Origin of the sequence: Pantanalinema rosaneae CENA516 (assembly GCF_050753385.1) — a bacterium.
Classification (GTDB): domain Bacteria; phylum Cyanobacteriota; class Cyanobacteriia; order Leptolyngbyales; family Leptolyngbyaceae; genus Pantanalinema; species Pantanalinema rosaneae.
The window spans coordinates 88114-110391 of record NZ_JBLZFZ010000011.1 but is presented as its reverse complement, the minus strand read 5'-3'; the positions used below and the strand labels follow the sequence as shown (position 1 = coordinate 110391).

Here is a 22278-nt window from a genome sequence, read left to right as displayed (position 1 = left end):
ACTAGATGAGAGTGTTTTCGAGGAATTGAAGTACCTCATCCATGCCTCGCGAATACATTTCCATGTATTCCTTAATAGATTCTGGTGGAAGAGGTCCCGATTTTAACACATCAAAGGGTGATACTTTTGAGCCGGATGTTCTGTAACGTTCAACAGCCATCTGAAAAGCTCGGTAGTCTCTCCCTCGGTCATTTTCATAGGAAGGTTCATTCTTGAGAATATCAATATTATAAATTCCCTTATCTAGCCCAACAGCCGCTAAAGAGGCACGACGAATGATACAAGGAACACAATACCCGCAGTGGTTTCCTGGAGCTTTTCCAAGATAACGTCCACTTTCAGGATGTGAGCAAGACATAGTTATATCTACTAATTTACTCAGCAGATCATAGTTTGCAACTTGCTTAAACATTTCCCCTTTAGTTTGAAACTGATATGGCAGTTCAACGGGATTCTTTAGTCCAATGGAGTCAAGCAATTCTTGATAAAGAGAAATGAAATGAGGATGAGTTGTCCGAGTACTTAAACTACCTAAACGCGCACTGGTAAGGCACACATTAAGAGAAATCAAACCATTCTCAGCTACCACAAGAGGTACAGCTTCAGAAAAGAGGCTCGCAACAAACGTACCCATTGCAAGAAAGAGAATTGAGCGTGAACGCATTGATGGTTCACCTGGGCCAGTTCGTCTCTTTGGTGGCTGAACATAGAAACTATAAGATGTGATGAAATTGCCGTATTCTGCCTCTAATCCACGCAAAACTTTTTGCTGAAATGATTGCGTCATACCAGCTCCATGATGACTGATAAGAGCAACATTCTTCCCTTCTTCTAAAATGTCAATCGCTCCAACTAGTGAATCAAGTCCACCAGAGAAGAGGCAAACAGTATCAAGCTTAGGAGCGTCTGAATCAGCTATATACCACTTCTCATCACACTCGTGTTGCCTAAATTGAATCTTCCAGCGATCACCAGTCAAAAAACTCAGCATATTCTGGACTAGTTCACGGTTAGTCAGCCAGATCTCTAAGTTGACAACTGGTAGGTGAATCACCAGATCACGAGTCCATCGATCCTTACTTAGATTACGGGCAATCTTTAAGTCAGCAGTGTAAACACCAAGGGCTAAATTGAGCAGATCGATTGCTAGAGAAGAGGGATTTAATAGTGTTCTTCCTGAAGTTTCTTTGAATAGGTTATTTTTGATTGCAAAAGGATCACCAGGGACATTAATTGAGACACTTAGTCTTGGTTCATTTGAAGAAATTACTGGACTATAGGTATCGGCAGTTCCGATTTTTACAATAAGGTGCCAGCTCATTGCCCTTCCTCCAAAATGCTATAAGCATCAGTAAAAATTTTGTCGATAAATTGTTTTCCATCTGCACCATTCCAATCCATATTTAATACATCAATACCTTGCATATCCAATTGCACACTCTCTCGAATATAAGCTCGCATATCTCGCTCATGACGAACTGCTTCCTTCGCAGACATTGCTTTCTTCTCAAGAACAATTTCTAACTCCGCTAACCAACGGCAAAAAATATAGCTACTAACTGCTGCCTGAATGGCTTGGGTAACTTCTTGAGTTCCCATTTGATCAAGCTTAGTAAGATCACCATCCGCAAGAAGCAATTGTTCATATAAAAGCTCTAATGCCTCGTTCACTGCACTACGCGCAATTGCTTCTTCTCGTGAAGATCCTGTCGGAGCAAGGGCGTTTGAAATGGCCGCAAAAACTGTTTCAGCATCCTTGCCGATAACAGACGACAATCCCAAGCGTTCTAGCGTTTCATTAAGTCCACGCGAGCTGACGCTCGATAAGAATTGGCCCAATCGAGCAGTAGAAGCCTTGCCTGCACGAGAAGTCCGAGCAGCATTTCTTGCACCACCTAAAGCACCAACATATTTACGCCCAGGTGCTGCAAAGGATCCCCTAACTCCACTCCCTCCTGATATCGCCTTCCCTAAACTGACCTTTGCTGTTCTCCAGCTACTACCCGGCGATAGCTGAGATGGTTCTGGTGAAGGTTGTTCACCTGCTGGTTGGTTAGGCTTAGAGTCATCAGGTAATGCGGGTAAAGGTTGCTCCCCATCATCCGCCTCTGGAAATGCCCAGGGTGGTAGCAAAGGTGTTCTATCTTTTGGCCCATCGTAAGACTTTGATGTTCCCACGCCTTACTCCTGTCCTCTAAAGGCTGTTGATCCTATTTGTTGCTGCTGTTTTCACTTGAGAAGAGCCATCACTATTTATCCATTTCTGAAATAGTTCTCTTACAAGTTCTGTTACCCCATGTTTCTTAGCCATTCCCACTAACCGAGGAACAACAGCTATTGGCAAATTACTTTCTGGAAGTCCTCTAATAAACGCAAGATATTGATTTATAAGTTCAGGACGATTTGTTACCCAATCATGAAGACGATTTAGAGCAGATGTTTCTTCCCCCCAATCTTCCTCTTCTCTTACTCTCTCAGTAAGAGCTTGAAATACAGCAGCAGCATCTCCAAGGCTTAATTCACCTGCTTTCTTCAAAGTATTATTTCGCACCGCTACACTTCCTTGAAATAACCCGTTGAGCATTTCCTGTGCCTGAGGTGTCATTCGTTGTAAGGCCGTATTCAGTACGCCCTGAAGAGTGTCACGAGAAAAGAAGAAGTAAGGTTGAAGGTCTTCATCAGCCAAGAAGGGTTCACTCTTCAGCCAATCTTTCATCCAATTATCAGAGACCCATGCTGAAATAGATTGATCTAATTCTGCTGTGACTCCATTACCTGGCACTTTTATTTTTCCTGAAGAGGGTTTCTTTGTCTTTGACTCGGAAGCATCTGAAACATGACCATCATCAGATACCACTTCATCATCAGCTTCAATAGTCTTTGAAGGATTTACATGCTTTTCGGCTAGAGATATTTCGTTCGGATTTCCCTGCTGATTTGCTTGAAGATCAGCAAGTTGTTTGAAAAACTGTGGGCTAAAGTATTCCAAAAGCATCAACTTAGCAAGCACACGCTGCTTCAGATCAACCTTCTTAGCTTTAGCCATCTCTACACGCATCATCAGTTTGTTCAGAAAACGCTTACACTGCCGAGGATTACCGTTTAATCCAACCACTAATATTGGTGCAATGCGTTGGGCTATAATTAAGTCCTCTGCAAGCTCGTCAGGAATTCTACCTTCAAGAATTGTTTGGGCAATTCCGTAGTTAAATCGAACATCCACGAGTGAATGATTGTTCCCATTACTGATATACTCCTGGGCTTTTTTGAAAGGTTGCGAATGCCGATTATTTGTTTTCTCAAAGAAGAGTAAGTTGATATAAGTTTCAAGTTCTGATCTTCCAAGGGATGGAATACGAATATCAAACTGAATCAACTTCTCTAAGTAGTCTCGTCCAACTTCAGCGCGTTCACCTGGCAATTCGGGGAAACGTCGTCGAACAGCATACTTTACAAGGCGTTCATCCGCTCCAAGGATAAATGCAGTATGTGGCACAAAGAGAAATAGCTTTATCGCCTCTAGCGTTTCAATTATCGTATCTGGATTACAACGATCTAGGTCGTCAATAATAACGACTAATGTCTTAATTCCTGTTTCATTTAATAGCTTCTCGAAGTCTTTGCGAAATTCACGAATCCCTCGTCGTAAATTCTGGCTAGGGTCTTCCTTAATAAATTTATCAACTTCGACCTCATCTACATCAATATCCTTAACCTTTTCTACAAGCTTCCCTGCAACCTCCGTCATATCTATTGCACTACTCAGACCTAGCCCTGGTAATCCACCAGTTGCATAGGCTAATGTTCCTTTTACACCAAGTTTAGTAACTGACCCCAATAATTGCATCACATTGATGCGATTGAGTAAGTCAAACACGAGATGTTTCGCCTTTGAACCAAGTGTTCGCTTGGCTATAATCTCATCTAGAATAGTTCCCATGAGGGCGGTTTTTGCATCTTCATATCCTTCAAAAAGCCAACCTGTAAAAGAAAGAACTAACACATCCTTATCCTTTTCTAGTTCAGCCTGAGTGCGCCTTAAAAGGCTTGATTTGCCGCTACCCCAGTCTCCATATACGCCAATCGTGGCTGGCAACAGAGACTCATTACCAATGATTGAGGTGATGGCAGTGACAAGATAGTCAAAACCTAGAAGATCAACATCAGATTCATTATCAGACCACATAATATCCTCGCTCTAATTAATTGAATAAAGGAGCCTTTACAATGCTTTTTTGTATTCTGTTAGGCATTTAATGAGGTTTGCCCCGAATCTTCGCACCAATCAATCCGTCCTTCTCGTACCCAAAAATGACATTTGCAACCAGTAAGCTGTTGTACTGATGGATGCAGGGTTGGACGACTGAGCCAATCGACAGTAACACGCCAAGATGGATGTCGGGATGTGTTAAGGCATAAGAGAACAATCTCCCCACAGTTATCTGGGCAACGGAAACAAGCCCATTTCCGATATTTTCTGTCTCCCACAATTACGATCTCACCAAGGGCTATTTCTTCAGGGCTGGGATGAGAAGGTACTACCCGACTTACAAAATCAGGCTTTGGAATTAACCGAAGTGAAACAAGAAAATATCGGATTATTGAATGCGCACGCATAATGCTATACCAAATCAAGAAATGGCTCGATATCTCCCCTTCCCCAACACTCACTGTTGTTGCATACAGGGCAATGTTCCTTTGATCGCGCTCCTTGTTTTCGATCAGTCAGAAGGTGATATTTCCTGACTCTTTGAGCTACGGTTCCATCATCACCGCGAAATCCTTGAATGCGGTGAACTAATTCCTCCAGTGCCATGATTGCTACATCAGTTGTGAAAAGAACCACGGCTGGACTTGGGTTGCCTTCACCAAAGACATACGCTTCCGCCTTCCGCCTTTCGTATTCTTCGGGCTGTTCCCGTTTGAGTGCCTCATCACGGGCGATGATTGGATCGATCACTTCACGGCAGAGTAAGCAGGTGTAACCGGGAACAAGCGTTGTAACTCTGCCATCTAAAGCCTGTATCTCTGGAGGTTCTGAGTTAGAAACCTCGATCGCTAATCCCATATCAAAGACGGGGGTGAGGTAGTAGTAGGCAAAACGGTTTAAGAATAAGCGACCAGCATGATCATCCGTGCAGCTAAACACAACATCACAAGATTTCAGGGCATCTCGGCACACTGGATCACCTATCCAGGTCTGGTAGGTTCTTACCTCAACACCAATGCCCAAAGCTGCTAGCGATCGCGCAACAACTTCAACTTTTGGGCACTGCTCCTGAGCATCAGCCCACGTTGCACCATGCAGCCGATTCAGGTTTGTTTCCTCAACTACATCTTTGTCAAACAGGACAATTTGCTGAACTCCTAGTTTTGGTAGCAGCATGGCTACCGCGCTGCCCGTGCCACCACACCCAACAACACCTACCCGCAACACGGACAAGTCTTGGGTCAGGGCTTTGCCGAAAGCAAGTGATTGTCGGTGGAAGACAGGTGATGATACCCCATCCCCGCGCCCTGGATAATGGAGCTGAATTCGATCGCCAATAGAAGAGATGAAATTCAACGGCTCATACTCTTTGGGATTCATCCAGCAGCGCCCAAGCACATTCCCCTCTAACGTCAAAACGAGGCTCAAAAGCCTCGTCTTTTCTCCGTTTCGGTTGTGAGCTAACTGCACCAGATCGGGTTCATTGCGATCATCCTGATCAGAAAAGGCTTCTAATCCACCAGGATGACTGTGGACGATCGCAACAGTCATCCCTTTGGTCTGAGCAAGCTTTAAGGCACGAACAAAGGAATCTGTTTTCCAGGTGATGTGCTGTGACGAGTGGGAAACAATCTCCTCGTCTGGAATAGGCAACACATCATAGGACAGGTACTTTTGGCGAGGCAGGTTAGTCCACGGATCAGACTCGATGAAGCCTTCACCGCAGAGTAGATAAGCAGCTCGCTCTCGGCCATCGTCACGAAAAAGTTGGGCTTTTAGCTCTTGAAGGTGGCGTTCCTGCAACGTCAAAGTTACGGAGTTGGTCATGCAGCCACCTCCAATGCATGCTCCACGCGCTTTAGCATTGTCCAGATACCGTCAACTCCAGCTCGCCACTCATTGTTATGACGTGACCAACGCTGCCATGATGCTCCATTGAACTCAAAGCGCTGGTCAGCGGCTTTTGGATACCGACTCTGAGCCGTGAGCTTAACCCAAGGTTGCAGGTAGAACATATCCGGTGGTGTGTCTGGGTAACCTGCTGGGAGCAGGATCAACACATCAGCTTGAAGCACGTCGTACTTGTTGGCTGGAAGCCTAAAGGCAGGGAAAATAAGCCCCTTCTGGCTTCCATCCACAATTTCTTGGTAGACAAACCCCTTGCTTTCCAAATATTCCCGATCGCGGGAAGGCAAAAAAGGCATGGTCTACCCCTCCGTCGTGGTTTTCTTACCAGTGAAGAATCGCTCGACCCCTGGAGCTGTAAGGTCAACTGTCTCGGTATTTTCTACCGGACGGTCTTCCCCTCCTCTGACTTCTAGCCAGACTCCATACGTTTGAGGGTCAACCCCTGCGAGCTGTTTAAGCTTCAGCCCTGTGATGAGAGGTGCGCCCCACTCAAAACGGCGACCGTCAATTACAAAGCGGAACGAGCGATCGCTTTTGAAGGTGATAAATTTTTCAATCCCCGGCTCACGCAGATCTACAGTTTCATCTGGACGAATCTCTTCCATCTGACCACTACGAAGAACCTGAAAAACAAGAAACTCATCGGGGGGACGCTTTACAACAACGTCTAAAAGCTGTGCTCCAGTAATCATTGGGTCATTTACAGTATGCGCTTGCCCGTCAACCTGAACACGGTATATCTCGTGCATCTTGGTCATTTTTCCTTCTCCAAAAACACTATATGTAGACAGCTAAGACCTTATAAACGCTGCATTAAGCGTTTTACGTCCGTAGCCAATCTTCCCGTACCTTAACAAAGACCTAAAGTGAATGTCAACTACGCAATCTATTTTGAATGTCATCTATATTGACATGTTTATGTCATTGACATTGGTTCACGTCAGCACATACTCTATAGTCATGCGAGTTAATGAAGACCTTCTCTACCAACAAATTGGTGAACGTATTCGAGAATGCCGCTCTAAGGCAAAGCTGACCCAAGGGCAGCTAGCGGAAGCGGTCGGTGTTCTGCGTACCTCGATTACCAATATTGAAGCTGGGCGGCAAAAAGCTCCCCTTCACGTTTTGTATGAACTTTGTACCGTCTTAGGTGCAGAGGTGGCAGAAATTCTGCCATCCAGAACAGATGTTGTTCAGAAAAGTGAGATGTCGATCGAAATTGGTGGGCGTGTAAAAACAGTTCCACCCAAGAGTGCTGAACTCATTCAACAGTTATTAAAAGAATAGCTGGATACTAATGTCTAAAGCTAAAAAAGAAGCCTTAAAAATACTTAAAAACTACGGTGACAGTATTCCTGTTGATATTGAATCTATTGTTCGTTCAGAGGGGGTTTTAATTCGTAAGGAAGAATTGGAAGATATCGTGTCCGGGATGTTAGTCATTAAAAATGATCACGCTGTGATTGGTGTGAATTCAAAGCATCATCCCAACAGGCAACGATTCACTATCGCACATGAATTTGGGCATTATCTACTGCATAGACAACTAGCTAACGTTTTCTTTGATGAGTCACTAGTTTTCTTTAGAGATAAGGAGGCATCAGAAGGCAAAAAATATCAAGAGATTGAAGCGAACACCTTTGCAGCGGAACTTTTAATGCCTGAATCAGTTCTAAAAGAGCGAATTATAGAGCAACCTCTCGATGCATTTGATGAGTCAGATGAATCAGCATTAGTCAAATTGGCGGCTGAACTTGAGGTTAGTGTTCAAGCTCTCACGATTCGCTTAACTCGATTAGGACTCATTACTGGTTTAGTATGATGAATTTCTAATTTTTATACTGATGAGTTTTGCTGTTTAAGGAATTAGGAATCTACCAGTAAGAGTGTTTTCATCGGGTGAGTAATCTGAAATATATCTGCTGTATGCAGAAAAATTTGGTTAGAAATGAATGATGGATAGAAATTCCTTTTCTTAAGCTATGGCTCAACTCGAAGATCTCACCCGTGGTACTACTGTCAAAGGCATCCTGCCGACTCATAACGTTACCGTCATTGATGCGAAGTGGCATGGGAGTGACGTGGTTGAGCTGACCTATAAAGATGCGAACGGTCAACCTCACACTGAGATCCTGTTTCGCGATCGCGAGCCAACCTTAGAAATTGTCACCGAAGGACGACCGTGGAGCTTCGATGGGGATGGTGCGTTGCTGCGGTTGATTTCCGAAGCCCATCGCATTCGACTGGCTCACTTATTTGATCCGCTGCTAGCGGTGCATACCTCGTTGGTGGAACCCCTGCCCCACCAGATCACGGCGGTGTATAGCGAGATGCTGACCCGTCAACCGCTTCGGTTCCTTCTGGCGGATGATCCGGGAGCCGGAAAAACCATCATGGCTGGACTGTTTATCCGTGAATTGCTGATTCGGGGAGACTTACAACGGTGCATGATTGTTTGCCCTGGCAGTTTGGCTGTGCAGTGGCAGGATGAGCTGTTTCAAAAGTTTCATCTGCCCTTTGAGATTCTGACCAATGACCGGATCGAGGCGGCTCGCACTGGGAACGCCTTCGCAGAAATGCCACTGGTCATCGTTCGACTGGACAAGCTCAGTCGCAATGAAGACCTGCAAGCCAAGCTAGGGCAAACCGATTGGGATCTGGTTGTGGTGGATGAGGCTCACAAACTGTCTGCCTCATTTTTTGGGGGCGAAATCAAGGAAACCAAGCGTTATAAGCTCGGTAAGCTGCTGTCAACGCTGACCCGCCATTTTCTGTTGATGACGGCAACTCCCCACAACGGGAAAGAGGAAGACTTTCAGCTTTTCCTGGCGCTGCTGGATGGCGATCGCTTTGAGGGGCGATTCCGAGACGGGGTACATGTCTGCGACACGTCGGATATCATTCGTCGCCTGGTCAAGGAAGATCTGCTGAAGTTTGATGGCAAACCGCTCTTTCCTGAACGTCGGGCACACACGGTAAAGTATGTCCTGTCTGATCTGGAAGCTGTTCTTTACAAGCAAGTTACCGATTACGTCAGGGAAGAATTTAACCGAGCCGAAGCCTTAGCTAATGATGGCCGCAAAGGAACCGTTGGCTTTGCCTTGACGATTTTGCAACGTCGCCTTGCCTCTTCTCCAGAAGCCATCTACCAGTCCCTTCGACGACGGCGGGAACGGCTACAGAAGCGGCTTCGGGAGGAAGAACTCTTGAAACGAGGGTTATCAGCGGAGATCGACTTTGGCCCCACCATCGACCCGGATGATTGGGACGATGATTTCGAGGATTCCTCTAGTGATGAGCGCGAGGCTAGGGAAGAAGAGGTGGTTGACCAGGCCACGGCAGCTCGCACGATCTCCGAACTACAAGCCGAGATTCACCAGCTCGGTGAACTCGAAAATTTAGCCTTGCGGGTTCGACGCAGTGGCAAGGATCGCAAGTGGGACGAGCTATCTAAGCTATTACAGAATAGCGCTGAGATGTTTGATGCCGGGGGGCATCGGCGCAAACTGGTAATCTTTACCGAGCATCGGGACACCCTGAACTATCTGATCAATCAAATTACGACCCTCATCGGGCGACCTGAGGCAGTGGTCACGATCCACGGTGGTATGGGACGGGAAGAGCGCAAGAAGGCAGAGGAAGCCTTTAAGCAAGATGTCACGGTGCAAGTTTTAATCGCCACGGATGCTGCTGGAGAAGGGATTAACCTGCAACGGGCACATTTAATGGTGAACTACGATCTGCCCTGGAACCCAAATCGACTGGAGCAGCGGTTTGGACGGATTCACCGGATTGGTCAGACCGAAGTCTGCCATCTTTGGAATCTGGTGGCGGAGGAAACCCGCGAGGGGGATGTGTATCTCTCGCTGCTCAAGAAGCTGGAGATTGAGCAAAAGGCGCTCGGTGGCAAGGTTTTTGATGTGTTGGGGAAAGCGATCGCAGGCAAGGAACTGCGAGAACTCCTGATTGAAGCGATTCGCTACGGCGATCGCCCAGACGTAAAAGCGAAGCTTGACCAGGTGGTTGCCGATCGCCTCGACCAAAGTCGGTTGCGAGAGTTGCTAGAGGAACGCGCCCTGGCACGAGACTCAATGGATGCGACCAAGGTGCAGCAGATTCGCAAGGATATGGAGCGAGCGGAGGCCCGAAAACTCCAGCCCCATTTCATTGCATCCTTTTTCTTGGAAGCCTTCCAACGATTGGGCGGTACGATTCGGCAGCGGGAAACCAAACGCTATGAAATTACCCATGTTCCAGCGGTGATCCGCAATCGCGATCGTCTCATTGGAGTGGGGGAAGCCATCTTAAAACGGTATGAGCGCATCTGTTTTGAAAAGGAACTCATCAGTGTTCCTGGAAAACCTTTAGCTGATTTTGTCTGCCCTAGCCATCCCCTTCTCGATGCCACCATCGATTTGACGTTAGAGCGTCATCGGGATCTGCTTCGGCAAGGTGCCATTCTGGTAGACGAAAACGATCCGGGGGAAGAAGTCCGTGCTTTGGTGTATTTGGAGCATTCCATTCAGGATGCTCGCACCGAACGAGATGGACGGCGGCGGGTCGTCTCGCGTCGGATGCAGTATGTCGAAATTGACAGCACAGGTCAGACCGTTGGCGCTGGTTATGCCCCCTATCTCGACTATCGACCATTAGAAGAAGCAGAAAAGCCTTTGGCGGAATCGGCGCTGAATCATTTGGGTCTTCGCGATGATATTGAAAGCAAAGCGACCAGCTATGCCATTGCTCACCTGGTGTCGAACCATCTTCAGGAGGTGCGGGAACGGAAGGAAGAACTGATTGAAAAGACGGTTCGGGCAGTAAAGGATCGACTGACGAAGGAAATCAACTACTGGGATCAACGGGCAGCAGATCTGCGCTTACAGGAGCAAGCAGGCAAGCCGAATGCCAAGCTTAACTCTACCAAAGCCCAACAACGGGCGGATGAGTTAGCTGCACGGCTGCAAAAACGCCTGTCTGAGTTGGAGCAGGAACGAAAGTTTTCGCCCATGCCACCTGTCGTTATTGGTGGGGCGTTGGTGGTGCCGATCGGTCTATTACAACGGCTACAAGGAAAACGGGAATCGACGACCAGCACCTTTGCTAGAGAAACAAAGCGGGTTGAGCTAGCCGCAATGGAAGCAGTCATGGCAGCAGAACGGGCGTTGGGGTATGAACCACGGGATGTCAGCGATCAGAAGTGTGGTTATGACATCGAATCGGTGGAGCCGGGGACTGGGCAGTTACGATTTATCGAGGTGAAGGGCAGGATAGAGGGGGCTGAAACGGTCACAGTCACTAAAAATGAAATCCTGGCGGCGCTCAATAAACCAGATAATTTTATCTTGGCGTTGGTGCAGGTTCCTGCGGATCAGAATTTCCCAGAAGGAGATGCGTTTGCGGTGCGCGAGTCTGGTGGGGACTATCAGGTTCAAGGCAAGGGCTGTATCTTGCGCTATGTTAAGGAACCGTTCCAACAGCCAGATTTTCGATCGTGTAGTGTGAACTACCCCTGGAAAGACCTCTGGAATGATGGGATTGACCCACGCTCTATTTAATGAATATTGCTGCTAACGCACAGGAATTAATTTTACAGATGAAGAAAAAGCTAATCGAAGTTGCCCTGCCTCTGGAAGCCATCAATATGGAATCGGCTCGTGAAAAGTCGATTCGTCATGGGCATCCCTCCACGCTGCATTTGTGGTGGGCACGGCGACCGTTAGCAGCCTGTCGAGCAGTGTTGTGGGCTTCGTTGGTTGATGATCCCTCAAGCTGGCCAGATAAGTTTCCTACCGAAGAGGATCAGAAGAAGGAGCGACAGCGGCTATTTGATATCTTGGGACGCATCATCATTGAAGTAGACAAGAAAGGTAATCAGAAGCAGGTTGTGCAAGGTCTAGTTTCCTGGAATGAAGCGAATGATCCAAAGTCAAAAGCACTAGAGGAAGCTCAGAAGGAAATTGCTCGTTGTTTGGCATGGAACAGAGGTGAAGAACCACCCACAAAACTAGACTTAGTGAGAGAATACATAGCCAAATATGCCCCACCAGTCTATGACCCATTCGCAGGTGGTGGTTCCATTCCCTTAGAAGCGCAACGGCTAGGGCTAGAAGCACATGGTAGTGACCTGAATCCTGTAGCAGTGTTAATTAACAAAGCACTAATTGAGATTCCACCTAAGTTTAAGGATCAGCCACCAGCAAACCCTGAAGATCGCCAAAAAAAAGGAATGTCTTCTTGGAAAGGAGCACAGGGGTTAGCAGCAGATGTTCGCTATTACGGTAAATGGATACGAGATGAGGCATTCAAGCGAATTGGACATTTATATCCGAAGGTAGCCCTGCCAAAAGAATACGGCGGGGGTGAGGGAACAGTGATTGCTTGGTTATGGGCTAGAACAGTAAAGTGTCCCAACCCAGCTTGTGGCTGTGATATGCCCCTTCTCAAAACACTGCAACTTTCTACAAAAGCTGGGAAAGAAGCTTTTGCTGATTTGAAAGTTGATAAAAGTCAAATGCCTCCAAAGATCCACTTTGAAGTTAAGCAGGGAAAAACCCTAGCAGAATCCGGTACGGTTGATCGCAAAGGTGCCTCTTGTCCATCATGTAATTCTCCGGTTCCATTCGAGCACATTCGTGCTGAGGGCAAAGCTGGAAAAATGAGACAGCAGCTTTTAGCAACCGTTGCTGATAGTCAACTTGGAAGAGTGTACATTTCTCCTACAAAGAATGATGAACAGTATGCATACGAAGCACATTCACAATGGAAACCAAATACTGATCTACCCGAGCAAGCACTTGGTTTTCGTGTGCAACGATACGGAATTAGCAGTCATTCTGAACTGTTTACAGATCGTCAATGTTTAGCTTTAAGCACGTTCTCAGAGTTAGTTCCAGAAGCAAGGAAACAAATTCTGAAAGACATATCTAACATTAGTTTTCCTGAAGATGAAAGGTCATTGGAAAATGCAGGAAGAGGAAAGTTGGCTTATGCAGATGCTGTCGCAACGTATCTTGGTATGGCTGTTAGCCGATTAGCAGATAATAATTCCTCTTTAGTTGTTTGGAGCCAAGGAAGAGATCAGTTAGTACATACATTTGGTAGGCAAGCACTACCGATGGTATGGGATTTTGCAGAAGCAAACCCTTTTTCACAATCAGCAGGTGACATCGAAGTCTCAATATCATCTATGATTCGGGCACTTCAATCACTTCCTGTTGGCTGGCAAGCTACAGCAAAGAATGCTGCCATACAGAGGGACGCTACTATTGGCATTGAGTTGAGCCGTGCTTGTCTAGTCTCTACCGATCCTCCTTACTATGATGCAGTACCCTATGCTGACTTGTCAGACTTTTTCTATGTATGGTTACGTCATTCACTAAGTAATGTTTTTCCAAAATTATTCTCTACTCTGCTCGTCCCAAAACAAGAAGAGCTTGTTGCTGAACCATTTAGACATGGAGGACAAGAAAAAGCTCAAAGGTTCTTTGAGACAGGATTACACAAGGTTTTTTCAAAAGTAAGAACGTCTTCAAGTTCTGATTATCCTTTCACTGTTTATTATGCTTTCAAACAAGCTGAAACAGATAGTGAATCAGACAAGAATAGCAATGCCGCTGTAGCTTCGACTGGTTGGGAAACAATGCTTGGAGGATTAATTGAATCAGGCTTCGCCATAACTGGAACGTGGCCTATGAGAACTGAAAAACCAGGTCGCTTACGTGATATTGGCTCGAATGCTCTTGCCTCATCTATCGTACTCGTTTGTCGTCCCCGCCCCATCGACGCGCTCAAAATTACCCGTCGTCAATTCCTCACCGAACTCAAACGCGAACTCCCTAGAGCACTCAAAACGCTCCAGCAAGGCAACGTTGCTCCGGTAGACCTCGCCCAAGCCAGCATTGGCCCCGGCATGGCTGTCTTCTCGCAATATGCCGCTGTTCTGGAAAACGATGGCTCCCCCATGCGGGTGCGGACTGCCCTGCAACTGATCAATCAGATTCTCGACGAATTCCTCACCGAGCAGGAAGGTGAATTCGACGGCGATACCCGTTGGGCACTCACCTGGTTTGAACAGTATCAGTTTGAGCCTGGACAGTACGGCGATGCCGAAACCCTCAGCAAAGCAAAAAATACCAGTGTACAAGGCATGGTAGATGCGGGAATCCTAGAAGCAAAGGGCGGCAAGGTACGCTTGCTCAAACGCAGCGAACTGAAGTCAGACTGGAATCCTAGCAGCGACAGCCGAATGCCCGACTGGGAAATTGCTCAGTATCTCATCCATGAACTTGATCAAAAGGGTGAAATGGGTGCCGCAGAACTGCTGGCTAAACTGGGCAACCGAGGAGAAATCGCACGAGATCTTGCCTATCGGCTTTATAGCTTGTGCGACAGAAAGGGGTGGGCACAGGAGGGCATTGCTTACAACAGCCTAGTCATCTCCTGGCCAGAAATCACTCGTTTGGCAAGCGAGTTTACACAGTCTCAGCCTGTGCAGGGAGATTTGGGATTTTAGGTTTCGGATTGTCGATTTTGGAGGATTGATTAATGACTCAACTCACCATTGAACTACCGGATCAACTCGCCGAACAACTGAATACCTATCTGCAAACCCATCCAGAAGAAACGCTCGTTGGGCTGATTCATGAAGCCCTCAAGATCAAGTTGCTCCCAAAAGATAGCTCCAAACTGCTAGAGCTTGCAGGCATTGTTACAGATGCGCCTCGCGGAGCCGCCGAACACGCGGAGGATTTTGAAAATTGAAACAGATCGTCCTTGACGCGGGTCCATTGATTGGCTTGTTCTATGCCAAAGACACCTATCACACGGATTGTGTCAGGGGATTTCAGCAACTAGCTCAACAGAAAACAATTTTGTTAACCCCCATCCCCATTATTTTTGAGGTTTATAAATGGTTGCTCCAACGTACCCGTCCAGAAATTGCCCAAAACACTTTGAAGGTTATACAAAACAGCCTGTATTCCTTACCCTTAGAGCAAACCGACTTTGATGAATTACAGGGAATGGTTGTGCAACTTCCTCAATGGCAAGGTTCTCTCGAAGATGCCACCGTTGTACTGACAGCCCTGCGATACCGTTGCCCGATTTGGACATACAACTTCCGTGATTTTGGCATCTTCCAGGCTTTGGACTTCTGGAATCCTCAACCCAAGTAATTGACGAAATTAGAGAACATTCTATGGCGATTAGCAACCACGAACGAGTCGGCAGAGCCTTGAATCTACTCCGCGATGGGCTTTACCCCTATATTGAGCGGGAGATGAAGACCATACATGGCGATCGGTGGTTGATTCCTGCTTCCTCTAGTCTGCCCGATCACTACGTGGCTCGTCGTGAAGTCCAAGATGTCCTCAAAGAAGATGTTTCTGCCCTGCTCATGGTGATGTGGGAGCAGTGGAATAACGTCTTCCGTAATACGTTAGGGCGTACTGAACGAAGTATCGTCAGTGAGTTGCGAGATACCCGAAACGACTGGGCACACACGTCCACCTTCTCAACGGATGACGCTTATCGCGCCCTCGATAGCATGGCACGTCTCCTCACTGCCATTTCTGCACCAGAAGCCGATCAAGTCGAAAAACAGAAACAAGAACTGCTGCGGGTGCGTTTTGAAGACCAGGCTCGACGGGAAACTCGGCGTGCGGCGGTGGCTCCCACCGAAGGCCAGCCCATGTCTGGACTCAAGCCGTGGCGCGAAATTGTAACCCCTCACCCGGATGTCGCCTCCGGTCGCTACCAGCAAGCAGAATTCGCCGCTGACCTTTGGCAGGTCTACCTGGATGAAGGTTCTGACGAATATCGTCTGCCAACCGAGTTCTTTCGGCGTACCTATTTGACGGATGGACTGAAGCAACTTCTCACGGGCGCACTGCTGCGACTCAGTGGCAAGGGTGGCGATCCCGTGATTGAACTTCAAACCAACTTCGGTGGTGGTAAAACCCACGCCATGCTTGCTCTCTATCACCTCTGTTTCGGGGTAGCTGCCAAAGACCTACCGGGAATGGAACCCCTTTTCCAGGAAGCGGATGTGAATGAACCGCCCCAGAACGTCAACACCGTCGTTTTGGTCGGTAACAAAATTTCCCCCGGACAGATTCATCAAAAGTCAGACGGCACTCAAGTGCGAACACTTTGGGGTGAAATTGGCTGGCAACTCGGTGGCAAAGAAGGCTACGAGATGATGCGCCAAGCCGACGAAAGCGCAACCAATCCAGGAGATGCTCTCAAAGATCTGTTCAATAAATATGCGCCCGTTCTCATCCTGGTCGATGAGTGGGTTGCCTATGCCCGTCAGCTTCATGATAAGAGCGATCTGCCAGCCGGAAACTTTGATACTCACTTCACCTTTGCCCAGACTCTCAGCGAATCGGCAAAGAATGCCAAAGAAACCCTGCTGGTGGTTAGTATTCCGTCATCCGATATTGAGATTGGGGGCGATCGCGGCAAGGAAGCCCTAGACAGACTCAAAAATGCGATCGGTCGCGTGGAGTCTCCCTGGCGACCCGCCAGTGCGGAAGAGAGTTTTGAAATTGTGCGGCGGCGCTTGTTCCAAACGACCGCTGACCCCAGCCTATTTGTGCAACGGGACGCTGTGGTGAAAGCCTTCTCAGATATGTATCGCACTCAGGGACAGGAGTTCCCTGGCGAATGTAAGGAAGCTGACTACGAGCGGCGAATGCGAGATGCCTACCCCATCCATCCCGAATTGTTCGATCGCCTTTATTCTGACTGGTCTACCCTCGACAAATTCCAGCGAACTCGTGGTGTGCTGCGTCTCATGGCAAAAGTCATCCATTCCCTTTGGGAGCGAAATGACCAGAGCCTCATGATCATGCCAGCCCATGTTCCAATGGATGATCCGCAAGTGCAGTCTGAACTCACTCGTTATCTGGAGGACAACTGGATTCCCGTGATCGATAAGGATGTGGATGGAGCCAATTCCCTCCCCCTCTCCCTCGATCGCAATAATCCGAATCTGGGTCGTTACTCTGCCTGTCGCCGCGTCACCCGCACCGTCTACATGGGATCTGCTCCCACCTTGCGAGCTGCCAATCGTGGGTTAGAAGATCGCAGAGTGAAGCTGGGCTGTGTTCAACCAGGGGAAAGTGTTGCCACCTTTGGTGATGCCCTGCGACGGCTCACGGATCAGGCAACCTATCTGTATATCGACGGCAATCGCTATTGGGTTTCCACTCAGCCCAATGTCAACCGCACCGCTCAAGAACGCGCCGATCAGTTTTTGAGCGATCGCTACCAAGTCTGGAAGGAAATCACGAATCGTTTAGAAGCATTCAACAAAAAGCCTAGCGATCGAGGAGAATTTAGTGCTGTCCACGTTGCTCCTGAATCCACCGCAGATATTCCAGACGACCCCTCCTTAGGGGTAAGGCTGGTGGTGCTTGATCCACAGCACCCTCACACTCGTTTGAGTGATGACAGCCCAGCTCGCAAGTGGATTGATGGTGCTCTCAACCACAAAGGTAGTGGGCCGCGATACCACAAGAATACCCTGCTTTTCCTGACCGCAGATAAAGCCAAAATTGAAAACCTAGAACGAAATGTCGCCCAATACCTAGCGTGGGAATCTGTTCTGGCTGACGATAAGAAGAAAACGCTTAACCTCGATAATTTTCAACGAAGTCAGGCTGAAACGAAACGGGATGGCAGCAACAAAGACGTTGATAATATCCTCTGTGATACGTATCAGTGGCTGCTGATACCAACTCAACCCGATGCTCAGGGCGGTATTGAGTGGAAGGAAACCCGACTGCAAGGGCAGGATTCACCCATCATTCGTGCCAGTCGCAAAGCAGTCTATGAAGGCGACCTGCTTGCCACTTATGCAGCTACCAACCTGCGACTCGAGGCACTGGATAAGTTTCTCTGGCGAGACACGAATCACATCGATCTAAAACGGCTTTGGGAATATCTCACCCAGTACCTCTATCTCCCTCGCTTGAAGAATCAATCCGTTCTTCTGGAAGCCGTTCGAGATGGAGTCACCTCAACGGTGTGGGCCGATAACTTCGCCTATGCAGAAGGCTTTGATGACGTAAAAGGAAAGTACCTGGGTCTGCGTGCTGCAACGGGCATCAGTCCCAGTATTAGCCCTCAAAGCCTTCTGGTTAAGCCAGATGTTGCTCAGCAGCAATTCGATACTGAAGCAGCTCAGGCAATCACAATTACCACGGGCAGTACTACAACCGTTCCCGTAGGAGGGACAACTGGTGGCAGCACACCATCTGATGGTTCTGGTGACAATGCTACAAAGGATGGTGAACAGGACGGGTCAGGAGGAACTCAAGCACCTATCCTCCGTAGGTTTTATGGAAATGTGGAAATTGATGCGATGCGAATTAACCGAGATGCTTCGGCGATCGCGAACGAGGTCATTCAACATCTAACCGCTTTGAATGGCGCAACGGTCAAAATTACTTTGGAGATTGAAGCTGAAATTCCTGAGGGAGTACCCGATGATGTAGCGCGTACTGTCATGGAGAATTGCCGGACGCTCAAGTTCAACAGTCAATCTTTTGAGCAGGATTAAGCCGAGGAAGCTGAGTATGAACGAAGACGAAAAGCAACTCAGTAATCCATTTTCAACCGGGGGCGGCGGCGGTGTTTTTGAAGCTCACATCCAAGCTTCATTCGTTGTACTAATGTTAGCTGGAGGATTTTCTCCATGTTTACCTCGTTGGCCGATTAATAGAATTAAGCTCCAAGGCAAATATGATGGCTACGCAACGGATGATTTGATTGTCTTTGCTGAAAGCTTTGATAGGAGCAACACTGTCAAAATGCTTGCACAGATCAAGCATTCAATCAGTATTACAAAAAATAGTAAGGTGCTTGCTGAGGTATTACAAGCCGCTTGGATCGACTTTAACAACTCAGATATCTTTACTAAAGGAAGAGATTGTATCGCTCTTATTACTGGTCCACTGAGTTCTACTGATACTGATCATGTTCGGACAATTCTTGAATGGTCTCGACATTCCGAAGATTCTGAAGACTTCTTCAAGAAAGTCGAACTAGCGAATTTTAGTCACCAAAAGAAACGTGAAAAGCTTGATGTTTTTCGTCATCATCTGTTGAAGATTTCGGGAAATGAAAGTTTACCGCCTGAAGACTTATTCTATTTTCTCCGCCATTTTCACCTGATTGGTTATGATCTTGATATCAAATCTGGGGTTGCCTTATCTCTGTTACATTCTTTGATTGGTCAGTATTCTCAGGAAGAGGCACATGGGCTATGGACTCAGCTCATCGACGAGGTACAGACTGCTAACAAAAATGCAGGAATAGTAACGCGAGAGACGGTTTCTGATGAGATACGCAAGGCTTTTCAAACTCGTATCTATGAAACAATTCCTCAAGAACTCTCTAAAAGAACACCTCCTAATTCAGTTCAAGACTGGAACAGTAGCCAACACGCCTCTGCTCTTACCGTTGCCAATCTAATTGGTTCCTGGGATGAACAATCAGAAGCCGATCGTGCAATTATAAGCTCGCTTGCTCGATGCGATTATTCTGAATGGATCTTGCCTATAAGAGAGGTCTTACATGAAGAGAATAGCCCACTGATACTGAAGAATGGGATTTGGAAGGTTAGCGATCGACTACTCCTATGGCAGTCTCTTGGACAACGCATATTTGACGGGGATTTAGATAACCTAAAAGTTTGTGCAGTAAATGTTCTTAAAGAGCCTGATCCTCAATTTGAGTTGGCACCTGAGGACAGATTTGCTGCACATATTTATGGTAAAAAGTTGGCTCACTCAAATGTTCTGCGAAAAGGTCTAGCTGAAACCTTTGCAATTCTCGGAACATACCCAAATGCGTTGTCAAATTGCTCTGCTGATAAACCCGAAGCTGTTGCCAGTTTGGCAGTAAGAGAAATATTGAACGAGATAGATTGGGTTTTGTGGGGAAGTTTGAACAATCTATTGCCCCTTATTTCTGAAGCGTCACCGGATACTTTTCTCCATGCGATTGAGGCTGCTTTACAGGCTCAAAACTGTCCATTCCATAAATTGTTTTCACAAGAGGGCAATGGAATTACTGGTGGTAATTATTTGACTGGACTTCTTTGGGCTTTAGAGAGTCTTGCGTGGGAAGCCGATTATCTAGTTCGCACCACAGTTATTTTAGGAGAGCTTGCAGAACGAGATCCTGGAGGTAATTGGGCGAACCGACCGCAATCCTCCCTCACAATGATTTTTTTACCTTGGTTACCTCAAACAACAGCACCAATTGAAAAACGTCAGGTTGCTGTGAAAACACTTACTAATGAGGTGCCTGAGGTTGCATGGAAACTTTTGATTAGCCTATTACCAAATCAACATCAATCTTCTACCGGAACCCATAAACCAATTTGGCGAAGGTCAATTCCAGAAGATTGGAATGAGAAAGTTATAGGACAAGATTATTGGAACCAAGTTTCTTTTTACTGCGACCAAGCCTTTCAAATGGCACAAAATGATACAGATAAGTTGATGGAACTCATCCACTATATCGACAACTTGGTCAATCCTGTTTTTGAGAATGTTATAGACTATTTAGCCTCCGACAAAGTTACAGGTTTAACGGAAGAAGAGCGTCAAAATTTATGGACTTCTCTAGTTGAGCTAACGACGAAGCATAGGCGATATGCTGATGCTGATTGGGCCTTGCCTACTGATCTTGTCTCTAAACTTGAGTCTGTCTCAAAGAAACTTGCACCGACAAATCTGCTTTACCTCTACCGACGCTTATTTGCAAATCGGGAATTGGATCTTTTCGAGAAGCAAGGGCATTGGGATGAGCAACGACATCAGCTCAATAAAAGACGTAAAGAGGCAATTAAAGAGATATTTGACTATGGAGGAATTACTGCTGTCCTGCAATTTGCTGAAGAAGTAGAACGTCCTAACTATGTTGGCTATGCTTTAAGCGAGATTGACAGTCAGCAGATTCAAATAGCTGTTCTTCCTACTCTCCTAGCGGCAGAAAATCGAAGCATAGTGAGCTTTACTCTTGGTTATGTTGTAGGTTGCTATGAGTTTAAGGGTTGGAATTGGGTTGATAATGTTGATTTGCAAAATTGGACTCCTTCTCAAGTAGCTCAGTTTTTTGCTTATCTACCCTTTACCCCAGAAACCTGGTTGCGTGTTTTTACGTTACTTGGTTCTAACGAAAGCGAATATTGGAAACGAGTAGATGTAAGACCTTTTCAGGTGGAGGGTGACCTCGAAACAGCCGTGGATAAATTAATTGAGCATGGAAGACCTTATAGAGCTATCGATTGCCTCTATACGTGCCTAAGCAATAAAGAGCCACTGGATCAAGACCGCACTGTTAAAGCTCTACTGGCTGCTGCTTCCTCGGTAGAACCAGTATCTCAAATGGATCCATATCACATTGAAGAACTTATAGCAGCTCTCCAGAACGATCCTGAAACTGACCCCAATGATTTATTTCATATTGAATGGGCATATCTCCCCCTACTTTACAACCATCGCTCAGTTCGCCCTAGAGCTTTAGAAGACAGGCTCTCTAGTGATCCAGAATTTTTCTGTGAAATCATTCGTCTCGTTTACAAGGCGAAAGGTACTTCGTCTCCACAAAAAGAAACTACTGAGAGAACTAGGAAGATAGCCCAGAATGGCTACCATTTGCTTAAGGAATGGAAGATTCCACCAGGCACTCAGCCTGATGGAACTTTCTCAGGTGAAGCTTTTCATATGTGGTTAAAGGCAGTGAAAATTTCCTGCAAAGAGTCTGGACATCTTGAAGTAGCACTTGTTCATGTTGGACAAGTGCTTACTCATAGTAAACCTGACAATGACGGACTCTGGATCAACCGTGACGTAGCTCAAGCTCTTAACGCTAAAGATGCCGATGTAATGAGAAGAGGATTTCGCACCGCAACATTTAATTCTCGTGGAGTACATTGGGTAGATCCAACTGGGGCAGCAGAGAAAGCTCTTGCTGATGCATTCAATAAGAAGGCGGAGGATTTAGAGAATGCTGGATATCAAAGGTTTGCAGTCACCCTTAGAGAATTAGCGCATTCTTACGAAAGGGATGCAAGACGTATCGCTGACGAGCACATAGAGGAAGAGTAAGACTTTCAAGAATATTTTGATCTTACTGACTTAATC

General features: G+C 46.7%; 15 protein-coding genes. 8 read left to right on the top strand and 7 right to left on the bottom strand.

Annotation, left to right across the window (positions count from 1 at the left end):
- Window position 1 precedes the first annotated feature (1 nt).
- From qatC to ACN4EK_RS08715, 7 genes are read right to left on the bottom strand one after another with little or no spacing between them, the layout of a single operon-like run.
- Window positions 2–1321: a Qat anti-phage system QueC-like protein QatC gene (gene qatC, locus ACN4EK_RS08745; protein ID WP_431657444.1), complete on the bottom strand. Its 1320-nt coding sequence runs from the start codon at window positions 1319–1321 to the stop codon at window positions 2–4.
- Window positions 1318–2178: a Qat anti-phage system associated protein QatB gene (gene qatB, locus ACN4EK_RS08740; protein ID WP_431657443.1), complete on the bottom strand. Its 861-nt coding sequence runs from the start codon at window positions 2176–2178 to the stop codon at window positions 1318–1320. The genes qatC and qatB overlap by 4 nt, the downstream gene beginning before the upstream one ends.
- A 16-nt stretch (window positions 2179–2194) precedes the next feature.
- Entirely contained in the window at window positions 2195–4186 is a 1992-nt protein-coding gene (locus ACN4EK_RS08735) for a KAP family P-loop NTPase fold protein (RefSeq protein ID WP_431657442.1), read from the bottom strand.
- 59 nt (window positions 4187–4245) lie between these two features.
- Window positions 4246–4617 carry a DUF6527 family protein gene (locus ACN4EK_RS08730; protein ID WP_431657441.1) on the bottom strand — a complete coding sequence of 124 codons (372 nt, stop codon included), beginning with the start codon at window positions 4615–4617 and terminating at the stop codon, window positions 4246–4248.
- Window positions 4618–4621: 4 nt separating this feature from the next.
- Window positions 4622–6037 (bottom strand): ThiF family adenylyltransferase, encoded by a 1416-nt coding sequence (locus ACN4EK_RS08725; RefSeq protein ID WP_431657440.1) that lies wholly within the window; start codon window positions 6035–6037, stop codon window positions 4622–4624.
- Window positions 6034–6414: an E2/UBC family protein gene (locus tag ACN4EK_RS08720; RefSeq protein WP_431657439.1), complete on the bottom strand. Its 381-nt coding sequence runs from the start codon at window positions 6412–6414 to the stop codon at window positions 6034–6036. The genes ACN4EK_RS08725 and ACN4EK_RS08720 overlap by 4 nt, the downstream gene beginning before the upstream one ends.
- Before the next feature lie 3 nt (window positions 6415–6417).
- Window positions 6418–6876 carry a multiubiquitin domain-containing protein gene (locus ACN4EK_RS08715; protein WP_075601497.1) on the bottom strand — a complete coding sequence of 153 codons (459 nt, stop codon included), beginning with the start codon at window positions 6874–6876 and terminating at the stop codon, window positions 6418–6420.
- 202 nt (window positions 6877–7078) lie between these two features.
- Here ACN4EK_RS08715 and ACN4EK_RS08710 point away from each other — a divergent pair, with 202 nt between their 5' ends.
- The 8 genes from ACN4EK_RS08710 (at window position 7079) to ACN4EK_RS08675 (ending at window position 22242) form a co-directional block, all read left to right on the top strand.
- A complete protein-coding gene (locus ACN4EK_RS08710) occupies window positions 7079–7405 on the top strand; it encodes a helix-turn-helix transcriptional regulator (RefSeq protein ID WP_431657438.1) in 327 nt (108 codons plus the stop codon).
- A 10-nt stretch (window positions 7406–7415) separates the two neighbouring features.
- Window positions 7416–7940: an ImmA/IrrE family metallo-endopeptidase gene (locus ACN4EK_RS08705; RefSeq protein ID WP_075601495.1), complete on the top strand. Its 525-nt coding sequence runs from the start codon at window positions 7416–7418 to the stop codon at window positions 7938–7940.
- A 160-nt stretch (window positions 7941–8100) separates the two neighbouring features.
- Window positions 8101–11673, top strand: coding sequence for a helicase-related protein (locus tag ACN4EK_RS08700; protein WP_431657437.1), 3573 nt, complete (start codon window positions 8101–8103; stop codon window positions 11671–11673).
- Window positions 11673–14630, top strand: coding sequence for a DUF1156 domain-containing protein (locus tag ACN4EK_RS08695; protein WP_431657436.1), 2958 nt, complete (start codon window positions 11673–11675; stop codon window positions 14628–14630). The genes ACN4EK_RS08700 and ACN4EK_RS08695 overlap by 1 nt, the downstream gene beginning before the upstream one ends.
- A 32-nt stretch (window positions 14631–14662) precedes the next feature.
- Window positions 14663–14878 carry a hypothetical protein gene (locus ACN4EK_RS08690; RefSeq protein WP_431657435.1) on the top strand — a complete coding sequence of 72 codons (216 nt, stop codon included), beginning with the start codon at window positions 14663–14665 and terminating at the stop codon, window positions 14876–14878.
- Window positions 14875–15291: a type II toxin-antitoxin system VapC family toxin gene (locus ACN4EK_RS08685; protein WP_431657434.1), complete on the top strand. Its 417-nt coding sequence runs from the start codon at window positions 14875–14877 to the stop codon at window positions 15289–15291. Before ACN4EK_RS08690 ends, ACN4EK_RS08685 begins: the two co-directional genes overlap by 4 nt.
- 23 nt (window positions 15292–15314) lie before the next feature.
- Window positions 15315–18683 carry a Swt1 family HEPN domain-containing protein gene (locus ACN4EK_RS08680; RefSeq protein WP_431657433.1) on the top strand — a complete coding sequence of 1123 codons (3369 nt, stop codon included), beginning with the start codon at window positions 15315–15317 and terminating at the stop codon, window positions 18681–18683.
- Between the two features lie 16 nt (window positions 18684–18699).
- Entirely contained in the window at window positions 18700–22242 is a 3543-nt protein-coding gene (locus ACN4EK_RS08675; RefSeq protein ID WP_431657432.1) for a hypothetical protein, read from the top strand.
- The last annotated feature ends 36 nt before the right edge of the window (window positions 22243–22278 follow it).